Origin of the sequence: Flavobacterium sp. 9AF, assembly GCF_902506265.1 — a bacterium.
Lineage (GTDB): Bacteria > Bacteroidota > Bacteroidia > Flavobacteriales > Flavobacteriaceae > Flavobacterium.
The window spans coordinates 2,576,636-2,598,043 of record NZ_LR733556.1; the positions used below are offsets into that span (position 1 = coordinate 2,576,636).

General features: G+C 29.4%; 20 protein-coding genes (1 of these 20 running past the window's edge). 15 read left to right on the forward strand and 5 right to left on the reverse strand.

What is annotated here, in order from left to right; translation table 11 throughout:
* Positions 1-117: the end of an ADP-forming succinate--CoA ligase subunit beta gene (sucC, locus tag HALO113_RS11800; RefSeq protein WP_159779203.1), read on the forward strand. It extends 1,077 nt beyond the left edge of the window; the window shows 117 of its 1,194 coding nt (coding positions 1,078-1,194); its start codon lies off the left edge, out of view; its stop codon occupies positions 115-117.
* A gap of 57 nt (positions 118-174) precedes the next feature.
* Here the strand turns inward: sucC and HALO113_RS11805 are convergent, their stop codons facing one another.
* The 3 genes from HALO113_RS11805 to HALO113_RS11815 form a co-directional block, all read right to left on the reverse strand.
* The gene (locus HALO113_RS11805) at positions 175-438 is read right to left on the reverse strand and encodes a hypothetical protein (RefSeq protein WP_159779204.1); all 264 of its coding nucleotides are present in this window, start codon (positions 436-438) and stop codon (positions 175-177) included.
* A gap of 131 nt (positions 439-569) precedes the next feature.
* Positions 570-950 (reverse strand): RidA family protein, encoded by a 381-nt coding sequence (locus tag HALO113_RS11810; protein ID WP_159779205.1) that lies wholly within the window; start codon positions 948-950, stop codon positions 570-572.
* Between the two features lie 21 nt (positions 951-971).
* Positions 972-3,728: a putative LPS assembly protein LptD gene (locus tag HALO113_RS11815; protein ID WP_159779206.1), complete on the reverse strand. Its 2,757-nt coding sequence runs from the start codon at positions 3,726-3,728 to the stop codon at positions 972-974.
* A gap of 49 nt (positions 3,729-3,777) precedes the next feature.
* Between HALO113_RS11815 and HALO113_RS11820 the strand changes: the two genes are divergently transcribed.
* The 11 genes from HALO113_RS11820 (at position 3,778) to HALO113_RS11870 (ending at position 15,715) form a co-directional block, all read left to right on the forward strand.
* A complete protein-coding gene (locus HALO113_RS11820) occupies positions 3,778-4,941 on the forward strand; it encodes an N-acetylmuramoyl-L-alanine amidase (RefSeq protein WP_159779207.1) in 1,164 nt (387 codons plus the stop codon).
* A 34-nt stretch (positions 4,942-4,975) separates the two neighbouring features.
* On the forward strand, positions 4,976-5,917 hold the full coding sequence (locus tag HALO113_RS11825; protein WP_159779208.1) for an MlaD family protein: 942 nt from the start codon (positions 4,976-4,978) through the stop codon (positions 5,915-5,917).
* Between the two features lie 29 nt (positions 5,918-5,946).
* The gene (locus HALO113_RS11830; protein ID WP_159779209.1) at positions 5,947-7,278 is read left to right on the forward strand and encodes a (Fe-S)-binding protein; all 1,332 of its coding nucleotides are present in this window, start codon (positions 5,947-5,949) and stop codon (positions 7,276-7,278) included.
* Positions 7,279-7,376: 98 nt separating this feature from the next.
* A complete protein-coding gene (locus HALO113_RS11835; RefSeq protein WP_159779210.1) occupies positions 7,377-8,171 on the forward strand; it encodes a (Fe-S)-binding protein in 795 nt (264 codons plus the stop codon).
* A 1-nt stretch (position 8,172) separates the two neighbouring features.
* Complete coding sequence (locus tag HALO113_RS11840; RefSeq protein WP_159779211.1) at positions 8,173-8,775, forward strand: hypothetical protein; 603 nt, start codon at positions 8,173-8,175, stop codon at positions 8,773-8,775.
* Positions 8,775-9,257 carry an ABC transporter ATPase gene (locus tag HALO113_RS11845; protein WP_159779212.1) on the forward strand — a complete coding sequence of 161 codons (483 nt, stop codon included), beginning with the start codon at positions 8,775-8,777 and terminating at the stop codon, positions 9,255-9,257. The genes HALO113_RS11840 and HALO113_RS11845 overlap by 1 nt, the downstream gene beginning before the upstream one ends.
* 14 nt (positions 9,258-9,271) lie before the next feature.
* Positions 9,272-10,492 carry a phosphoserine phosphatase SerB gene (gene serB, locus HALO113_RS11850; RefSeq protein ID WP_159779213.1) on the forward strand — a complete coding sequence of 407 codons (1,221 nt, stop codon included), beginning with the start codon at positions 9,272-9,274 and terminating at the stop codon, positions 10,490-10,492.
* Between the two features lie 82 nt (positions 10,493-10,574).
* A complete protein-coding gene (locus tag HALO113_RS11855) occupies positions 10,575-13,487 on the forward strand; it encodes a glycoside hydrolase family 3 N-terminal domain-containing protein (RefSeq protein WP_201297608.1) in 2,913 nt (970 codons plus the stop codon).
* A 2-nt stretch (positions 13,488-13,489) separates the two neighbouring features.
* A complete protein-coding gene (locus HALO113_RS11860; RefSeq protein WP_159779214.1) occupies positions 13,490-13,945 on the forward strand; it encodes a DUF1801 domain-containing protein in 456 nt (151 codons plus the stop codon).
* A 154-nt stretch (positions 13,946-14,099) separates the two neighbouring features.
* Positions 14,100-15,236 carry an N-acetyl-alpha-D-glucosaminyl L-malate synthase BshA gene (gene bshA, locus HALO113_RS11865; protein WP_159779215.1) on the forward strand — a complete coding sequence of 379 codons (1,137 nt, stop codon included), beginning with the start codon at positions 14,100-14,102 and terminating at the stop codon, positions 15,234-15,236.
* Positions 15,233-15,715, forward strand: a complete 483-nt coding sequence (locus HALO113_RS11870) for a protease complex subunit PrcB family protein (protein ID WP_159779216.1) — start codon at positions 15,233-15,235, stop codon at positions 15,713-15,715. Before bshA ends, HALO113_RS11870 begins: the two co-directional genes overlap by 4 nt.
* 46 nt (positions 15,716-15,761) lie before the next feature.
* Here HALO113_RS11870 and HALO113_RS11875 read toward each other — a convergent pair whose 3' ends face one another.
* On the reverse strand, positions 15,762-16,262 hold the full coding sequence (locus HALO113_RS11875) for a hypothetical protein (protein ID WP_159779217.1): 501 nt from the start codon (positions 16,260-16,262) through the stop codon (positions 15,762-15,764).
* A gap of 90 nt (positions 16,263-16,352) precedes the next feature.
* Positions 16,353-17,165 (reverse strand): hypothetical protein, encoded by an 813-nt coding sequence (locus HALO113_RS11880; RefSeq protein WP_159779218.1) that lies wholly within the window; start codon positions 17,163-17,165, stop codon positions 16,353-16,355.
* 201 nt (positions 17,166-17,366) lie between these two features.
* Here HALO113_RS11880 and aroC point away from each other — a divergent pair, with 201 nt between their 5' ends.
* From aroC to HALO113_RS11895, 3 genes are all read left to right on the forward strand, one after another.
* On the forward strand, positions 17,367-18,419 hold the full coding sequence (aroC, locus tag HALO113_RS11885) for a chorismate synthase (RefSeq protein ID WP_159779219.1): 1,053 nt from the start codon (positions 17,367-17,369) through the stop codon (positions 18,417-18,419).
* Between the two features lie 171 nt (positions 18,420-18,590).
* Positions 18,591-20,273 (forward strand): T9SS-dependent choice-of-anchor J family protein, encoded by a 1,683-nt coding sequence (locus tag HALO113_RS11890; protein WP_159779220.1) that lies wholly within the window; start codon positions 18,591-18,593, stop codon positions 20,271-20,273.
* 145 nt (positions 20,274-20,418) lie between these two features.
* On the forward strand, positions 20,419-21,408 hold a 990-nt coding region (locus tag HALO113_RS11895; RefSeq protein ID WP_159779221.1), incomplete at its 3' end, for a T9SS type A sorting domain-containing protein.

Consider the following 21,408-nt stretch of genomic DNA (forward strand, 5'->3'; position numbering starts at 1 on the left):
TTACAAGGAACAAATGCAGAAATTGCAAAAGAATTGATTGATAATTCAGGAATGCCAATTTTATCAGCTGTTCAATTCCAAGAAGCTGCAGATCAAGTAAAAGCAGCTTTATCATAAAGAGATAATTTTAGTGATATATAAAAAATCCCAAGTAAAACTTGGGATTTTTTATTTTTATATAATATCTAAATCAAATTCTAGAATGTGATGAATTTCATGTACAATTAAGCAAGAGAGTAAGAGTAATACAATTTGTAATCCAATTTTATTTACACCAGATGCATTCTTTTTAATAACAAAATAATAATTTACTAGGAAAAATAACGTTGCAGCAATTATACCTAAAATAGTTCCAACTGTTAAAATTATAAAGTCGTGAAACGATCCAGCTAAATTAGAATTTGGTCTTCCGCCAATTTTTAAATAAATGAGAAACAAAGAAAAAAAATACTTAGACAAGTATAGGTAACATAGAATAGAATTGTAGTTATAACTTTCATTTAAAGGGAATAAAAAATCTCAAACTTTTTAAGAATGAGATTCAGTGAGAAAAAAAGTTAATTCTTATATTATTTAATTGCTATCATTGAAATTTCTACATTGACATTTTTTGGTAAACAAGCCACCTGAACTGTTTCTCTTGCAGGAGCGTTTTTTTCATCAAAATAACTTCCATAAACAGAATTTATTCTCCCAAAGTCATTCATATCACTAATAAAAATACTCGTTTTGATTACATTTTCAAATGTCATTTCTGCTGCTTCAAGTACAGCTTTCATGTTTTCCATTACTTGTTTTGTCTCGGTTTCTATATCGGTAAGAACTAATTCACCATTTGTAGGGTTAATTGCAATCTGACCTGAAGTATATAATGTATTGCCTACTAAAACTGCCTGATTATATGGTCCAATGGGTGCTGGAGCTTTGTCTGTAAAAATTATTTTTTTCATGTTTTTTATTTTTTAATTACATTATCTAAAGACGCGATCTGGTAATTGATTTTTCTCCCATTTAATATCACTCAATACAGATGAGCTAATACCAATAAAGAATCCCCAATAAGTATTTGTCCCAAAAGGAACCCAATTGAAATTCATTCTCCAGCTTTCTAAATCCCTCTCAAAACGTAATTGAGTAAATGTTACCCCTTTTTGTTTAAAGTCGTATCCTGAGGACATACCTACTTTCCATCTCGGTGCTAATTCAATATTTCCTGAAACCATTAAAGAATGTGAAGCAATTTCATTTTGACGGTTACTATTATTATAAGTTACTGAATAGGCTAGCCTTAAATCCCATGGCAACTTCGTATTGTACCATGCTTCATTACTATTATCTTCCTTATCATCGTCATTAAAAAGACTTTCTCTATTATCATTTAAATTGGTTCCAGTTCCAAATAAATCATCTTGACGACCACCATTTTGTTCAGTTTGTTTTGATCCATTATCTTTTTTATCTCCATCAGCACTTGAAAAACCATAGTTAATAGTCATGTTAGCGCTTGTCATTCTAAAAAGACTACCACCGTTATCAATATTATACTTCTCTATTCTTCTTCCCGAATTATCTATAGCATATGGATCTAAAGTAGTACCAAAATTAACATTCATTTTTTGTTTAAATAATTGCGTTCCTCCACTAACTCTAACAGGAGACCATGCTAAAGAATCAGCTGCCAAATTATAACTTGTAGAAAAATTTAAATTATTCAATAACATTATTTTTTTAGGTTCGCCTTTTTCACTTTCATTATCCCTTACTTTTGCTTCAAATGTATTACTTAGAGCAAAGCTCATATTATTAGAATAACTCTTACCTGGCGTACCAAATAAGCCACCTTCAAAACGTGTGAAATCTTGATAGGTATTGCCTGTCGCATCAATAGCATAAGTGTCATAATATTGATCAAAACTTGGAGTGTAACCATAAGAAACACTAGGTCGCATGACATGTCTCAAAGCTTGAATTTTCTTATCATCACCAAACTTAAAAGTACCATATATAGTCGTTCCAATGCTAGCATTAAAATTATAGGTTCTGAAAGCGTCAAAGCCTCTTACGTCTTTAGTAACTACTTTATTTTCAATAGGATCAAAATATTTGTCAATCGTGTTTAATGCCCATACTTCGTTATAACTAGCTCCAGTAGTAACACTAAAGTAATTAAATATTTTAAAATTAGTGCTTATAGGAACAGAATGTTGAAAACCAGTTTTGGCATCTCTAAACATTTGAGGTTTAAAAAATAAAGAATCAGCTGTTGCAATTCTATTTTCTCCTCTTAAATTATATTGTAAATTGATATTTTTAATGAATCCTTTTTTTATTCCATCTTTCGGTGCAAAAGGAAAAATACGATCAACACTTGCCTGTAGCGTTGGAAGTGTCATGTTGATTATTTCAGTATTAGTATTTTGATTGTGAGTGGCAGACAAAGATAAATTAACCTGTGGAACCGTTTGAAATGTTTTAGAATAGGAAACCGAAGAACTTAAGTTATTGTTTAATCCAGATCCAATGTTAGCTAAATTTACAGACTGTCTAAAATATTGACTACTTCCTAGATTTACTGAAGCAGAAAATCTAGAATTTGCGGCTGCTTTGGAATCTTGGCTATGTGACCATTGAATGTTGTACTGTTTTGATTTGATGTAATCAGGAAGTCCTTTTTCACCTTGAATATTATTTTCAAATCTAAAGTTTACTCTACCGTTAAACTTATATCTTTTGGCATAACTGCTTTCAAATCGAAGCCCATAACTGCCATTGGTATAATAATCACCCAAAACAGCTAAATCATAATAATCACTTAAAGCAAAATAATATCCTCCATTTTGTAAATAATAACCTTGTTGGTTGGATTGACCAGGTGTAGGAATTATAAAGCCCGAAGTACTTTCATTTGTCATGGGAAAATAGGCAAATGGTAAACCAACAGGCGTTGGAACGTCTACAATTACTAAATTGGTTAATCCAGCAACAACCTTTTTTCCAGGTACAAATTTTACTTTTCTAACCAAAAAATAATATTCTGGATCTTCTATATTTTTAGAAGTAGTAATTCTAGCATTTTTTAAGAAGATTACAGAGTCATTTTCTCTTTTCGAAATTTCAGCCTTTATATTTAATTCTCCTTGTTTTGTTCTAGAGTTCCAAACTAATGCTTTTTTTGTTTTAAAATTAAAACGAATAGAATCAGGTTCAATTACATTACTTCCTTGAGTAAAAACAGGGTATTGTGTATAATTACCTAAACTATCTTTAATACGACCCGCATATACTTCATTTTTTTCATAATTCAGGACTATTATACCTGCTTTTAACTCAATATCAGTATAATATAATTCTGCTTCGTTGTAAAGAGTAAGCTCTTTTGTTTTTTGATCTGCTTTTTCATAGTCTTTTGCTTTTCTTTTTACAATATCTTCAAGCAAAGGTTTTTTCTTTAAAGAATCTTGTTTTTGAATATTAATTTCAATACTTTCAGTAATACTATCTTTACTAGTTTTTACTGAATCTATAACAACGGAAGTCTTTTTTATGGTATCATTCGATTTGACCTCTTTATCTTTCGTAAAAGATTTTTTGGGTTTTATTTCTTGTGAATACATAACATTATTTCCAATAATTAGAAAAAATGCTAAAAAAACGATATGAAATAACTTTGTATACAACGCTAATAATAGTATTTTTGTAAAAATTTGGCTTACTTTTTGAAGTGTCAAACTTACATATATTTTTTTGTAAAAATAAGCTTTTAATAAAATTATAACTATGCTAATAAAAAACTGCTATACTACTTACTTAAAAAATAACTTTAAAGCTTTGCTAATTATAAGTTTAATTTTTGTTTTTTTTAATTCATTTAGTCAAAATAAGGCTAAATTTAAAGTTGTTTTAGATGCAGGTCATGGAGGTAAAGACTATGGAAATGTACACCATGGATTTGTAGAAAAAAAAATAGCTTTATCAGTTACTCTTAAAGTAGGCGAATATTTGAGTAAGGATAGCGATTTTGATTTTTTCTATTCCAGAAAAACGGATGTTTTTGTTGAGTTAAAAGATAGGGCAATAAATGCAAACAAAGAAGATGCTAGTTTATTTGTGTCTATTCATTGTAATGCTGCTAAAAATTACTCTGCATTTGGAACAGAAACTTTTGTTATGGGATTAAGTAGAAGTGCTACTAATCTAGAAGTGGCAAAAAATGAAAACTCAGTAATTTTATTAGAAGAAGATTATAAAGAAAATTATAAAGGTTTCGATCCTAATAAACCAGAGTCTTTAATAGGACTTAAGATACTTCAGGAAGAATATTTAAATCAAAGCATTGAATTAGCAGCTTTTGTAGAAGAAAATTTTACTAATGATCTTAAGAAAAAGAGTAGAGGTGTAAAACAAGCTCCATTATGGGTATTAGACGCTTCTTATATGCCTGGCGTTCTTATTGAAATAGGTTTTTTATCTAATAAAATAGAAGGTGAATATTTAAATACGGAAGCAGGACAAAATGAAGTAGCTAAAGCTATTGGTGATGCTATCCTATCTTATAAAAAACAATATTTTAAATCTGCAAATTCTGATCTTATTCCTGTCAAAAATACGGTTAATGAACCTACTAAAGTAGAAGAGAAGGTAAATATTGTGAAAGAAACTACAGTTCCAGTGAACGAAAATGTTAAAAACGGATTATTATTCAAAGTACAATTATCTGCTAGTAGTAATAAAATAGCCACTACATCTTCAAATTTTAAAGGGTTAAATGGGGTGCAAATAGAAAAATCTGGAAAAATATATAAGTATCTTTTTGGTTCTGAGGATACTTATGAAAAAGCTTCAATGAAATTAAATGAAGCTAAAAATAAAGGTTTTCAATCAGCTTTTATTGTAGCTTATAAAGACGGAGTAAAAATTAACTTGTCAGATGCTATTAAATAAAATAAAGTTCTATTTTTGTTAAAAATAATTTGTTTTGAAACTAACCAGAGAAATTAAAACCGCTATTTTAGTAATTTCCTCCATTTTATTGTTTATTTGGGGATATAATTTTTTAAAAGGTAGAAACCTATTTGATTCGAGTAAAAAAATATACGTTGTTTATGATTCAGTAGAAGGATTAGAACCTGCCTCTGTAGTAAAATTAAAAGGGGTAAATGTAGGAAGAGTAAATTCGTACCATTTTTTAGAAAATAAGAAGGTACAAGTTGAAATTGCCATTACTTCCGATTACCCTATTTCAAAATCCAGTGTTGCCGAATTATCTGGCTCATCACCTTTAGGAGGAAAAGAAATTATTATCTTTCCTAATGATGAAGATTCAGATTTAATAGAATCTGGTGGGTTTCTTCAATCAAGATCTAAATTAGGGCTTACCGATGCTTTAGCTGAACAAATGGTACCTTTAAAAGATAAAATAGAACGATTATTAGATAATGCGAATGCTTTATTTACTAATTTTAATACTATTTTAGATCAACAGACAAAATTAAATTTACAAAGTAGTATTTCTGAATTGAATAAAACAATGAAAGAATTCAGTGGAATTTCTAAAAATGTTAATTCATTATTGGCTGAAAATAAATATAAACTTAATAGTACATTTGATAATTTAGATAAAACTACTGCTAATTTTGCTGTAATGTCAGATTCATTAGCAAAAGCGAATCTAGGACAAACTGTTAAAAATCTTGAAAAAACCCTTGCCAGTGTAGATAAGATAATGAAAGGGATTGAAAGTGGTAAAGGTTCAATGGGTAAATTAATGAATGACGAAGCCATGTATAATAATTTCACTAAAGCTTCTAAAGAATTAGAATTGTTACTTCAAGATTTAAGATTACATCCTACAAGATATGTGAATGTTTCTCTTTTTGGAAAAAAAGAAAAACCATATGTAGCACCTGAAACCAAATAAATTTAGAATAAATTAAAAGATTAACCCTTATGAGTATTTTACCTAATATATTATTCGCTATCATATTAGTTATTGGAATTGGTTATTTTACTAAAAACGTAAGAAAATTAATTCGCAATATAAAATTGGGTCAAGATGTAAATAGAAATGATAATCCATCAGCAAGATGGAAAAACATGATGATGATTGCTTTAGGACAATCAAAAATGGTGAAACGACCAGTAGCAGGTTTTTTGCACATAATTGTATATGTTGGTTTTATAATTATAAACTTAGAAGTTTTAGAAATCATTATTGATGGTTTGTTTGGAACACATAGAGTATTTAACTTTTTAGGTGTTTTCTACAACTTTTTAATTGCTTCTTTTGAAATTTTAGCTTTTCTAGTTTTGGTTGCAGTAATTATATTTTGGATTAGAAGAAATATTACCAAACTGCAACGTTTTTGGAAACCGGAAATGCAAGGATATCCTAAAAAAGACGCTAATTATATTCTTTATTTTGAAATGGTTTTAATGACATTATTCCTGTTAATGAATGCAGCTGATTATCATTTGCAATTTGTTCCAGGTGGATTTTCCCATTATCATCAAGCTGGAAGTTTTCCAATTTCCCAATTTATTGCTCCAATTTTCGATGGAATGAATAATAGTGCCGTATTTATGATTGAAAGAGCGGCTTGGTGGTTGCATATATGCGGAATTTTGGTGTTTTTAAATTACCTATATTTTTCTAAGCATCTACATATTTTATTAGCTTTTCCTAATACCTATTTTGCAAATTTAAATCCTCAAGGACAGTTTAATAATTTAGAAAGTGTAACTAATGAAGTTAAACTAATGATGGATCCGTCAGCTGATCCATTTGCAGCACCAGCGAACCCAGATGCGGTTCCTGCAAAATTTGGTGCTTCTGATGTTCAAGATTTAAATTGGGTTCAATTATTAAATGCTTATACATGTACTGAATGTGGAAGATGTACCTCTTCTTGTCCAGCAAATCAAACAGGTAAAAAATTATCTCCAAGAAAGATTATGATGGATACTCGTGACCGATTAGAAGAAGTGGGTAAAAATATTGATGCCAATAAAGGAACTTTTGTAGAAGACGGTAAAACGTTGTTAAACGATTATATTACCACTGAAGAACTTTGGGCTTGTACATCTTGTAATGCTTGTGTAGAAGAATGTCCAGTTAATATAAGTCCTTTATCAATTATTATGGATATGAGACGTTATTTAGTAATGGAGCAAAGTGCTGCACCTATGGAGCTAAATAATATGATGACAAATATAGAAAACAACGGTGCTCCATGGCAATATAACCAGATGGATCGATTGAATTGGAAAAACGAAAACTAATAAAAAATTTACCATTCAAAATTTTGATGATTAATATTATAAATGATAATTAAAAATCAAATTAGGTAATAAAATCTTAATCAAAATCATATTTTAATATGTCAGATAATAATATTATTGTGCCAACAATGGCTGAAATGATGGCTGAAGGAAAACAGCCAGAAGTTCTGTTTTGGGTAGGTTGTGCAGGAAGTTTTGACGATAGAGCAAAGAAAATAACCAAAGCATTTGTAAAAATTTTAAATAACGCAAATGTTTCTTTTGCTGTTTTAGGTACCGAAGAAAGTTGTACAGGTGATCCTGCAAAAAGAGCAGGAAACGAATTTTTGTTTCAAATGCAAGCCATGACTAATATTGAAGTTATGAATGCTTATGAAATAAAAAAAATTGTTACAGCTTGCCCTCATTGCTTTAATACTTTAAAAAATGAATACCCAGAATTAGGTGGTAATTATGAAGTAGTACATCACACTCAGTTTTTAAAATCTCTACTAGAAGAAGGGAAACTAACTATTGAAGGAGGCCAATTTAAAGGAAAGAAAATTACATTTCACGATCCTTGTTATTTAGGTAGAGCAAATCAGGTATATGAAGCACCCAGAGATTTAATTCAAAAGTTGGATGCAGAACTTGTAGAAATGAAACGCTCAAGGGCTAATGGATTGTGCTGTGGAGCAGGTGGAGCACAAATGTTTAAAGAGCCTGAAAAAGGGAATAAAGATATTAATATAGAACGTACAGAAGACGCTTTAGATGTTGCTCCAGAGATTATTGCAGCTGGTTGTCCTTTTTGTAACACTATGTTGACCGATGGTATTAAATTTAAAGAAAAAGAAAATACCGTAAAAGTGATGGATGTCGCTGAGTTAATTGCTAATGCTAAAGATTTATAATATGAAAAGAAAACTATTTATTTTACTTATTATTTTTTCAATCACTCCTTTGTTTTCTCAAAAATTAACTAAAGATGAATTGAAAACAAAATTAGCTGAATTAACATGTAAATGTTCTGAAGATAAAGAACTTACTAAAGATAATTATGAATTAGCATTAGGACTTTGTATTTTAGAAGCTGTAAATAAACATCAAGCAGATGTTGAAAAACATTATGGTAAAGACTATATTTCTAAAATAGAACAAATAGGAGGTGATGTTGGTGAAAAAGTAGCGGTAGTATGTCCTAATTTGTTAATGCAATTAATAGATCATACTGGTTCTGATGATACAGAAGATGTTACTTATCAAGATGAAGAGATAGAAGGAAGTTTTGTTAATACAAATATAGAAGGTTTTTTATTTTTAAATTTAAAAGAAACCTCTGGTAAATCACATCAATTTGTATTGATTAATAATTTTGATAACTCTTATTTAATTGTAGATAAACTTTTAAAAGCAAATGATAAAATAAAAGTTTATTATTTTCTAGCTGAATTATATAATGCTAAGACTAATAAATACGAAAGTTTTAAAATAATTAGCGATATACAAAAATTATAATGTACGTACCTTTCGAAACATTACCAGGTCATTCCAGAATTTGGATTTATCAATCAAACAGAAAATTTAGTGATAACGAGGTTACTGAAATAGAAGAAGCTACAAAGGATTTTATAGCAGATTGGTCAGCTCATGGACAGGGCTTAGAAGCATCATTTAAAATAGAATATAATCGTTTTATAATTATAGCTGTTAATCAAGATGTTCAAGCAGCTACAGGTTGTTCAATAGATGCATCTGTACAATTTATCCAAAGTCTAGAGCAAAAATATCAAATCGATTTATTGGATAAAATGAACGTGACTTTTAAATTAGGTGAACATATTGCTCATAAAACATTAATCGAATTTAAGAAAATGGCTAAAGAAAAAGCGGTTTCAGCTAATACAATTGTTTTTAATAATTTAGTAAATACAATTGATGAATGGCAAGACTATTGGATTGTTCCTGCAAGTGAAAGTTGGCATAATCGTTTTTTTTAAAAAAGTAATTATTAATGGCTAGCGAAATTTTTTTACTCAATATTTCGGGACAAGATAAACCAGGTTTAACCTCTTCTTTGACAGCTGTTTTATCTGAATACGATGCTAAAATTTTAGATATTGGTCAAGCCAATATTCATGATACCCTATCTTTAGGAATTCTTTTTCAAATAGAATCTGGTAAAAAATCGGCAGCGGTCTTAAAAGACTTATTATTCAAATCGTATGAATTAGGTATAAAAGCAAAATTTAAACCTATTCAACTAGATGATTATGAGAATTGGGTTGCACATCAAGGTAAAGACCGCTACATTGTAACCTTATTAGGAGAAAAATTATCTGCTAAACAAATTTCTGAAGTTACCAAAGTGATTTATGAAAAAGGTTTAAATATAGATGCTATTAAAAGATTAACGGGTAGAGTATCATTAGTTAAACAAGATTCGTATCCAAAAGCTTCTATTCAATTGTCAATTAGAGGAGCTATTGATAATAAAGCTGAATTTACTGAAAAATTCATGAAAATTTCTAGAGAATTAGATCTCGATATTGCTTTTCAAGAAGATACAATTTATAGAAGAAACAGACGATTGGTTTGTTTTGATATGGATTCCACTTTAATTCAAACCGAAGTAATTGATGAATTAGCAGAATTGGCTGGAGTAGGTGAACAAGTAAGAAAAATTACGGAATCAGCAATGCAAGGAGAAATAGACTTCAAAGAAAGTTTTGTACAACGTATGAAACTCTTAAAAGGACTTAGCGAAAGTGTGCTTGAAGAAGTAGCTATTAATTTACCCATCACAAAAGGAGCTAGAAGACTTATTGATACATTAAAAAAATATGGTTTTAAAACGGCAATACTTTCAGGTGGATTTACTTACTTTGGGAACTATCTTCAAAAAGAATTAGGTATCGACTATGTATTTGCTAATGAGTTAGAAATAAAGGACGGTGTTCTTACTGGAAATTATATAGGCGAAATTGTTGATGGTAACAAAAAAGCCGAATATTTAAAAGAATTGGCCATAAAAGAAGGAATTGATATTAGTCAAACTATCGCAGTAGGTGACGGAGCAAATGATTTGCCTATGCTTAACCTTGCTGGATTGGGAATCGCTTTTCACGCTAAGCCAATGGTAAAAGATAATGCGCAAAGTGCTATTTCTAGTATAGGTTTAGATGGTGTTCTTTATTTATTAGGTTACCACGATAAACATATTGATTTACATTAATAATTAAAAGGCATTATAAAAGATTTAAGATAATTTTATTATTATTTCACTATATTTGAAAACATCATTAATCTCTTTGTTAATGATGTTTTTTATTAATACTATATTACCAATGCGTTATCTATTTTTTTTTATTTTTATTTGCCAAATAAGTGTTTCCCAAGTTTCTAATCGTCCTACTCATGAAAAATGGATAGATAGTATATATAATAAATTGAGCTTTGAAGAAAAAGTAGGACAGCTTTTTATGGTCGCTGCATATTCTAATAAAAATGAAGTACATAATAAAGAAATTGATGAATTAATTGAAAAATACAAAGTAGGTGGACTCATTTTTTTTCAAGGAGGTCCTGTAAGACAAGCTCAATTAACTAATAGATATCAGTCGAAAGCTAATATTCCTTTATTCATAGGCATCGATGCGGAATGGGGTTTAAGTATGCGTTTGGATTCTACTTACAGATATCCTTGGAATATGACTTTAGGAGCAATACAAGATTTTAAGCTAATTGAAAAGATGGGGGCACAAATGGGTGAGCAATCGAAAAGAATGGGTATTCATTTTAATTTTGCACCTGTAGTTGATATCAATACGAATCCAAATAATCCAATAATCGGCAATCGTTCTTTTGGAGAAGATAAAATTAATGTTACCAATGCAGCCATTGCTCTAACTAAAGGATTACAAAGTCAAGGAGTTTTTGCAACAGCGAAACATTTTCCTGGTCATGGCGATACCGAAACAGATTCACATCATACACTACCTATCGTAAAATTTTCTAAACAACGTATTGATTCAATTGAACTATATCCTTATAGAGAATTAATAAAAAATGATTTAGCTAGTGTTATGGTGGCTCATTTAAATGTTCCTAGTTTAGAGTCAAGAAAAGGGTATCCCACTTCAATCTCATATAATGTAATTACCAATATTTTAAAAAATGAGTTGCACTTTGAAGGACTAATTTTTACAGATGCTCTTAATATGAAAGGGGCAAGTAATTTTAAAAAACCAGGAGACATAGATTTAGAAGCCTTTCTTGCTGGCAATGATATTTTATTATTTGCCGAAAATGTTCCTGTAGCCATACAAAAATTTACTGAAGCATTTAAATCAGGAAAACTTACTGAAGAACGTTTAGCCTATTCAGTTAAGAAAATATTGAAATATAAGTATTTAGCAGGATTAAATAATTATAAACCAATTGCATTATCAAATTTGTATGAAGATTTAAATCAGTCAAAATACGATGCAATGAACTACTCTTTATATGAAAATGCAATAACAGCTTTAAAAAATAAAGACAAGATTTTTCCTATAAAAGAATTGGAGGATCAAAGAATTGGCTTTGTCAAAATTGGTGATGGAAATGCTGATTATTTCTTAAATGAATTAAGAAAATATACAGCTATTCAAGAAATAGACATTACCGATATGGATAAAGCTTTAGAAGAAATGGAAAATTTTACTAAAATTATTGTTGGCTATCATAAAGAAGATGGAGCATGGAAAAATCATAATTTTGATAAAAATGAAATAGAGATTTTAAATAAAATAGCCAAAGAAAATAAAGTTATTGTAACCATTTTTGCTAAACCTTATTCATTATTAAAAATAGCTAAATTTTCACATTTTGAAGGTCTTATCCTAGCTTATCAAAATAATAATTTTTCTAATACAGTTGCTGCAGAAACTATTTTTGGAGCTATAGGTACAAAAGGCAAATTACCAGTATCTATAAATAAAGAATTTTATGTTAATGATGGTATAATAACTAAGCCATTAAATATTTTAGGTTTTGATGCACCCGAAAGTGTAGGTTTGGATTCAAAAATTCTATCTAAAATAGATTCTATTGCGAATTATGCCGTATCAAAAAAAATGACACCTGGGGCACAAATTGTTGTGGCAAGGAAAGGTAAAGTCGTTTATCAAAAATCTTTTGGTTACCATACATACGACACTATTTTGCCAGTTAAAAACTCAGATTTATATGATGTAGCTTCTTTAACAAAAATACTTTCTACTTTACCTAATATTATGATACAATATGATAAAGGGAATATAAATTTGAAGACAAAATTAAAAGATATGTTGCCTATCTTTAAAAACTCAAACAAGGCCAATGCTACTTTTCAGGATATGTTAACTCATCAAGCCCGATTTCAAGCTTGGTTACCTTTTTATAAAGAAACATTAGATTCTCTAGGTAAGCCTAGTAAATTATTATATAAGGAAGAGTTTTCTGAAGAGTTTCCTATAAAGGTTGCAGAAAATTTATTTTTAATAAAAACATACAATGATACAATTATAAAAAGAATTGCAGACAGCGAGTTATTACGTAAAGCTACTTACAAGTATAGCGATTTTTCATTCATATTAATGAAAGAATATCTAGAAAAAGAAACAGGTAAAACTTTAGATCGATTGGCATATACTAATTTTTATTCCAAAATGGGTCTAACTTCTATGACTTACAATCCATTGAATAGATTTTCTAAAGAGAATATTATACCTACAGAAATTGATGATTATTATAGATTTCAAACTATTCAGGGTTATGTTCATGATATGGGCGCTGCTATGCAAGGTGGAGTTGCAGGCCATGCAGGAATATTTTCAAATGCTTTAGATGTGGCTAAAATGATGCAGATGTATTTACAAAAAGGGAATTATGGAAATCATCAATTTGTCTCTGAAGAGACTTTTAATGCTTTTAATACTTGTTATTATTGTAAAGATAAAAATAGAAGAGGTCTTGGATTTGATAAACCGCAATTAGGAGAAGAAGGGCCAACATGTGGTTGTGTTTCTATGAATAGTTTTGGACATACAGGTTTTACAGGAACTATGGCATGGTCTGATCCTGAAAGTGAAATCGTATATGTTTTTCTTTCAAACAGAACATATCCAGAAGCAAAAACAAATGTCTTATCTAGAGAGAATATTAGAGAAAATATTCAAAAAGTAATTTACGAATCCATAATAAACTAAATATGACTTCTCAAGCTAAAAATCCAGATGAGTATATAAATGAAGTTCCAGATGAAAGAAAAGAAGCAATTATAAAACTTCGTGAAACTATCCTTAAAAATTTGCCAAAAGATTTTAAAGAGACGATGAGTTATGGAATGATTGGTTATGTTGTCCCTCATGATATATATCCTTCTGGTTATCATTGCGATCCTAAATTGCCTCTTCCGTTTATGAGTTTTGCTTCTCAAAAGAATAGTATTAACTTTTATCATATGGGTATTTATGCTAATTTAGAATTGTACAATTGGTTTATTTCGGAATATGCTAAATTTTCTAAAAAAAAGTTAGATATAGGTAAAAGTTGTATGCGATTTAAAAAACAAGAAGATATACCATTCGAATTAATAGGTGAATTAGTGAAAAAGATGTCTGCACAAGATTGGATTTTAACTTACGAAAGTGCTTTTAAAAAATAATTTAACGAATATTTAAAAATTGAGGAACGAAAAATATATTACTTTTATATTTCTAAACTCAATCCATGAAATATTATATATCTTTTAATAACATTAGATTTTTTAATTTTGTTAAATCATTAAAATATATGAATCAATTAAATTGTAATCATATATGAAAATAGCTATAGTTTGTTATCCAACTTTTGGAGGGAGTGGCGTTGTAGCAACCGAATTAGGTCTTGAATTAGCTAAAAAAGGCCATCAGATACATTTTATTACTTACAGTCAGCCAGTTCGTCTAGCTTTGCTTAATCAAAATATCTTTTATCACGAAGTTCACGTTCCAGAATATCCTTTATTTCATTATCAACCCTATGAATTAGCTTTATCTAGTAAGCTGGTAGATATGGTTAAATTGCACAAAATAGATGTTCTACATGTACATTATGCGATTCCTCATGCATATGCTGGTTATATGGCAAAAAAAATGTTAGAAGAAGAAGGAATATATTTACCTATGGTAACAACGCTTCATGGTACAGATATTACGCTTGTAGGTAATCATCCCTTTTATAAACCAGCAGTTAGTTTCAGTATTAATAAATCAGATGTGGTAACCAGTGTTTCAAAAAGTCTTCGCGATGATACGTATAGATTATTTGATATAAAAAAAGATATTAAAGTGATTCCTAATTTTATTGAAATTAATAAAGAAAAGCTCGATGTTAATGATCCCTGTTATAGATCCTTAATGGCAACTAAAGAAGAAAAAGTAGTTACTCATATATCCAATTTTAGAAAAGTAAAAAGAATTGGCGATGTAGTAAAGATTTTTTATGAAATTCAAAAACAAGTTCCTTCTAAATTGATGATGGTAGGAGATGGTCCTGAAAAAGAAAAAGCAGAAACGCTATGTCAGGATTTAGGGATACAAAATAAAGTTATATTTTTTGGTAATAGTAATGAGATTGATAAGATTTTATGTCTAACAGATTTATTTTTATTACCTTCTGAGACAGAAAGTTTTGGATTAGCGGCTCTTGAAGCGATGTCATGTGGTGTTCCTGTAATATCTAGTAATTCTGGTGGTTTACCAGAGGTAAATAGAAATGGTGTTACGGGGTTTTTAAGTAATGTTGGCGATGTGAAGGAAATGAGTGAAAACGCTATTTCTATTTTAAAAGATGATAAAATATTAAATACTTTTAAAAGAAATGCATTAACAGAAGCTTCAGAATTTGATATCAAAAAGATACTTCCTTTATATGAGAATGTTTATGAAGAAGTAATTAAAGAATATTCTAGATGAAATTATTATATATAAACCTTTTATTTTTATCTTTTTTATCTTTTTTATCTTGTTGCACTCAAAAGCAATCGGATAGGGATACTGCAAATATGACGTTACAGATTAAAGAATTGAAAGATGATTTAAATTATCAAGTTATCTATACTTCAGAATATGGAGGAAAAGATGAGTTTAGTTATGAAATTATAGATGATAAAGAGGTATTTTTTACTAAAATAGATGAGCTAAATATTTCTGATCAAATAAATAACATTTCTAATTTAGAATTCAATCAAAAAAAAGCTATTATTTTATATTTAGGTCAAAAAAATACAGGAGGCTATGCTATTGATATTGAAAGAATTGAATTTAATAATGAGGAATTGATTATTTATTCAAAGAAAATCTTTCCAAAAAAAGGAGAAAATGTTACTATGGCATTAACAAATCCTTATTGTATAGCAATTATTCCAAAAGCAAATAAATATACTATAAAATAAAAAAAGGAACTTTTAAGTTCCTTTTTTACAATTCATAATTTATTAATTAAAATCTATATCTGATACCTAAAGCGATGTCTGGTCCAAAATCATCATTTACTCCATCTGAAAAATAAAATTCTGGTCTAAAATCTAATGATAATTGAAGAGGAATGTCAAAATTGTACTCAATTCCAATATCTCCAGCAGCAAATACAACGGTGTTACTATCACCTTTATATTTTTCACCATTAATATAGAAATCTTTTGATTTCCAGCTACCTATTCCTCCACCTACACCTGCGTACCAATTGAAACCTCCTTCAATGTTCCAAACCCATTGGTATAACCCCGCTAATTTAAATGCACTATAACCATTTCCATCTCTCCAACCTAAATCAAATTCTAAACGGTTATTTTCTGATAAACCTCTTTGATAAGAAATCTCTCCACCGAAACCATCATTGTCTCCTAATCTAAGTCCTAAAGCATTTTCTGATATGTCTTGTGCTTGAGCACTAAAAGCCAATCCTACTAGCATAAAAGCAGTTAAAAATAATTTTCTCATTTGTTTTTTTTTAAAATGTTTGTTACAAAATTAGAATTTATAACGAAACTTTATTTATAAAATTATAATATTTAGTTACAAAATTACTACTTAATTTACTAAATAATCGTCAAGATACTCATTTTGAGTACTATTATATGAAGTAGGAAAAGTTAAGGAATTTAAAATACTTGCGGGTAATTGCGAGTTTAAAGCATAACTTGTTTGTGTATGGGTATGAACAACTCCTATGTTTTTAGCTACAAATTGTTCAGAAACTAAAACATCTTGTTGTGGTAATACGTAAACAGTAATTGGAATTCCTGAAAGAACTTGTGTTGTGGTTATAGTGAGATTTAAAATAATCTTTCCAGATTTTACATTTGTATAAGTATCGCCATTGGGAGAAGTGTAATTAGAATAACTCTGTCCACCAACAGATTTAAGTGTGTAATTTATAGTTAAAGGAAATGTACTTACAGTTTGTTGAAAACTACCTGTTCTAACAGAAGGATTGCCATCTATCGGAGCATCAGCATCAAATGCAATAAATTCATCTAATACTAAATTAAAATTTAATGGATTGGTTTGGCCTAAATTGGCAGAAAAATCACCAGAAATATATAGTTTATTACCTTGTACTCTTGCACCATTATTGCGAAGTGAATTAGAGAAAAAACCTGTGGCTTGATTATCTCGTACTTTCATTTTTTTATAAGTTATAGCATTGATAACTGTGTCGTTCCCAACAAATAAAGAATCTCTTCCTGTGTTTAAAGAAGTATCTTCTATATTATAAGTCCAATAATTATTTGTTTCAAAAGGAATTTCAAATAATGCAGTTTCATTATTTTCTGTTGTAGAATCACTTGAACAAGAAATTATAAATAAGCTCGTAAAGAATAAATAGAGTAAATTTTTCATATAAGTAATATTGATTTTGACAAATATAGAATTTTTTAATAATTAAATAATTTATATTAATTATTTAGAGTAATTGTGTCAAAATAATCCATTTTTATTAATTGTAAGCTAAAAAAAGAACATTATTTTAATACGGATTAAATATTACATAAATTTGTCAATAATAATTTTACTGTAAGAACAAATACAAACTAAAGAAATATGGCAGGAAATACTTTTGGTAAACAATTTTCTATAATGACTTTTGGAGAATCGCATGGAGAGGCACTGGGCGGTGTAATTGATGGTTGTCCAGCAGGAATACAATTAGATTTTGATGCAATAAAAAATGAAATGCAAAGAAGAAAACCAGGCCAATCTAGTATAGTTACACAAAGAAAAGAAGAAGATGAAGTGCAATTTTTATCAGGGATTTTTGAAGGGATAACTACGGGTACTCCTATTGGCTTTATAATTCCCAACACAAATCAAAAATCTCATGATTATTCGGATATAAAAGAAACGTATAGACCGAGCCATGCAGACTATGTTTATGATCAGAAATACGGTTTACGAGATTATAGAGGAGGTGGAAGAAGTTCTGCAAGAGAAACGGCAAGTAGAGTAGTAGCTGGAGCTATTGCAAAACAAGTTATTCCTTCAATTAAGATTACAGCTTATGTTTCATCTGTAGGTGAAATTTCCGTAAATAAACTTTATAAAGAACTTGATTTTTCTAATATTGAAAAAAATGCTGTAAGGTGTCCAGATTTAGGAATAGCTCATGAAATGGAAAGCTATATAAAAGAAATAAAGAAACAAGGAGATACTGTTGGAGGAACTATTACTTGTGTTATTCAAAATGTTCCTATTGGGTTAGGTGAGCCAGTTTTTGATAAATTACATGCAGAATTAGGTAAAGCTATGTTGTCAATTAATGCGGTTAAAGGATTTGAATTTGGAAGTGGTTTTGAAGGTTCCAAAATGAAAGGTAGTCAACATAACGATTTATTTAATGAAGATGGATCAACTAAAACTAATTATTCTGGAGGAATTCAAGGAGGTATAAGTAATGGAATGGATATTTATTTTAAAGTTGCTTTTAAACCTGTTGCCACTCTTATTCAAAAACAAGATGTTTTAACAAAAACGGGAGAAATTATTAATCTTCAAGGAAAAGGAAGACATGATCCATGTGTAGTGCCGAGGGCCGTTCCTATAGTTGAAGCAATGGCAGCTTTAGTAATTGCAGATTATTATTTGATAAACAAATAATTATTTTTGCATAAATATTTGTTTTTATTAATTTCTAGTAAATTATTCGTAATTTATGAGTTTATTAAATTAGTTTTTTAAATTTTAGATAAATCTTTATTTGCTAGTTGTTTACAAGTACATTGTATTGTTTTTTGATTTACATTTACTATAAAATTTAAAATAATAAATATGAAAAAAACTTTACTTTTAATTAAAAATTCTATCTTGTTTTTATTAGTCTTGTTTTCTACAAGTATTAATGCTCAATCAGATTATTATGACGTAGTTGATTATGATGGAGGAACTTCAGGTAATGCAAGAGCTCCGCAAGGTTCGAGAAGATATGCTAGAAGTGTTTATTTAATACCTGCAACAGAGATAAATGGATCGGGTATCGTTAGCGGAGATGTAATCAATGGAATAGTTTTTACTTATTTAGCAGCACAAGATATAACCACCACAGGAAATTTAATTCTTTATTTAGAAAATACTTCTGATACCGCAAATAACAAAAGCACGACTTGGACAACTGCTATAACAGGAATGACAACAGTAAGTAATAGTAGTTTGACAATTCCAAATACAATCGGAGATTTAAGCATCCCCTTTTCTGGAGGAAGTCCTTTTACTTATACTGGAGGTGGGTTATATGTAGCTTTTGATTATTCTAATGTGTCTGGTGCAATAGCTACTACTAATGCTACTGTTGCATGTAATTCTACAGGTGTATTAAACGGTTTAAAAGGAGCTCAATCAAATACTGCTCCTCCTACAACTACTACAGCTTCATCATTTAGACCGATAACAAAATTAGGGAAATCAGTTTCATGTGCAAGACCTATTGAATTAGATGCTTCAAACGCAACTTTAAATAGTGCTACCTTATCATGGAATGGTGTTGGAGGAAGTGATGTAGAAATAGAATACGGAGTTTATGGTTTTACTCAAGGTACAGGAACTATTTTATCAGGAGTATCTGTAGTTAGTCCTTATAATTTAACAGGTTTATCTCCAAGTTCTGTATATGATTTTTATATTCGTACTAATTGTGGTGGAGGTAATTATAGTGCATGGAATGGTCCATTCTCTTTTAATACAATATTTGAGCCTACAGTAGCACCATATAATACCAGTTTTGAACAAGAATCGTTTCCTTTCTTAGGATGGAAATTGGAAACAGGGACACCTGCGGGTAGCGATTGGCAAGTAGGAATTTTTGGTGCAGGAACATTTGTTCAAGACGGAATTGCTTCTGTATATTCTCTTTCTGGAGTTACCACTGCAGCTGCAAATAATTGGGTAATTTCACGTGGAGTTAATTTAACTGCTGGTTCAACCGTAACAGTTAGTTTTTATGTAAGAAATTATGTAGATAATGGTTCGACTGGTTCTGCTAGTTATAATTTAGCTGTTGGTAATGCACAAACAGTGGCTTCACAAACGACTCCAATTGGTACACAAGCTTCATTTACTGATACTGCTTGGACTCTTAAAACCTATACATTTACTCCATCTTTTACCGGAGCTCATTATTTTGGTGTTCAAAACACATCTCCTGCAAATACAGTTGGTCGACAAGCTTTATTTATGGATAATTTTTCGGTTTCAGAAGTTTTATCTGTAGATACTTTTTTAGCATCTAAATTTAAGATTTATCCTAATCCAATTAATGATATTGTTTCTATAAATAGTGATTCTGTAAGTTTTGATAATATATCTATTTTAGATATTAATGGAAGAACTGTAAAGCAAGTTAACGTTAATGCAGTAAATCAGTTTTCTTTAAATATTTCTGAATTAAATTCGGGTATCTATTTTCTAAAGGTTAAGACCAAGGAAGGTATATTTAATCAAAAGATAATTAAAAAATAGAAATAAAAACATATAACAAAAAATATAAAAAGCACCAATTAAATTGGTGCTTTTTTTTAAATAAAAGTTAAAAATTTAACTCAGCTTGTCGTTTTGAAACTTTTTTTTGTATTTTCAACAAATAATTTAAACCAAATTAAAAACAATGAAAAAAACTTTACTATTAATTACATTAAGTTTTAGTGGATTGTTATCTGCTCAAATATTACAAAATGAATCATTTAATTCCTTAAGTGTTGGCAATATAGGAACTGATATTACAGGAATGACCGGTGGTCAAGGTTCTTGGTTAACGTTCTCAAGTAACGGTACAGCTCCAACAACTTCTACCAATGCAGCTGCTTCAAACTTTCAAATTGTAGCATCAGGTAATTCAACAACAAATGGATTACAATTAATTGGACCAGATGGTAATAAAGGGAGTAGATATATGTGGTTAGATGGTTTTGCTACTGCTTGGGGAGCAAGAACAGCAGGAAATAACAACGTAGAAGTTGAATATGATTTCTACACAGGTGGAACTACTACAAGTACAACTGCTGTAGGTATGCAATTATATGATTCAAATTATAATATTTTATCTGGATTTGTTTATGCGATGGACACAAGAAGTTTAAAAGGGATTGCCTATTTAAATAATGGAGGAACTCCTGATCATTTTACAATTAACCTAGGGGCTTCAAATACGGATTTAATTTTAAATCCTAACACATGGTATAGAGTTGGTTTTGGGTATGATTCAACTACTGGTCAACCTTACTGGAAAGTAGGTTCAGACGCTACTGTTACTATTAATAATGCTTATTGGGAAGCTCCAACTAATATAATTGAAATTGATTTTGCACAAGAAGCACCAAGTACTAATACAGTAAGTTCAACTATTATTTTCGATAATTTTGTGGCTAGAGCTACTAATACAGATACATTATTAGGAACTGATGATTTTAAAACAGTTTCCAATACTTTTTCTATATATCCAATACCTGTAGATAATATTTTAAATGTTAATTCTGATATTGTAGAAATCAAGTCTTTGTCTATTCTTGATTTAAATGGAAGAATGATTAAGAAAATAGATGTGAATAATACTATTTCTAATCTTGATGTATCTGATCTTAATAGTGGAGTATATATG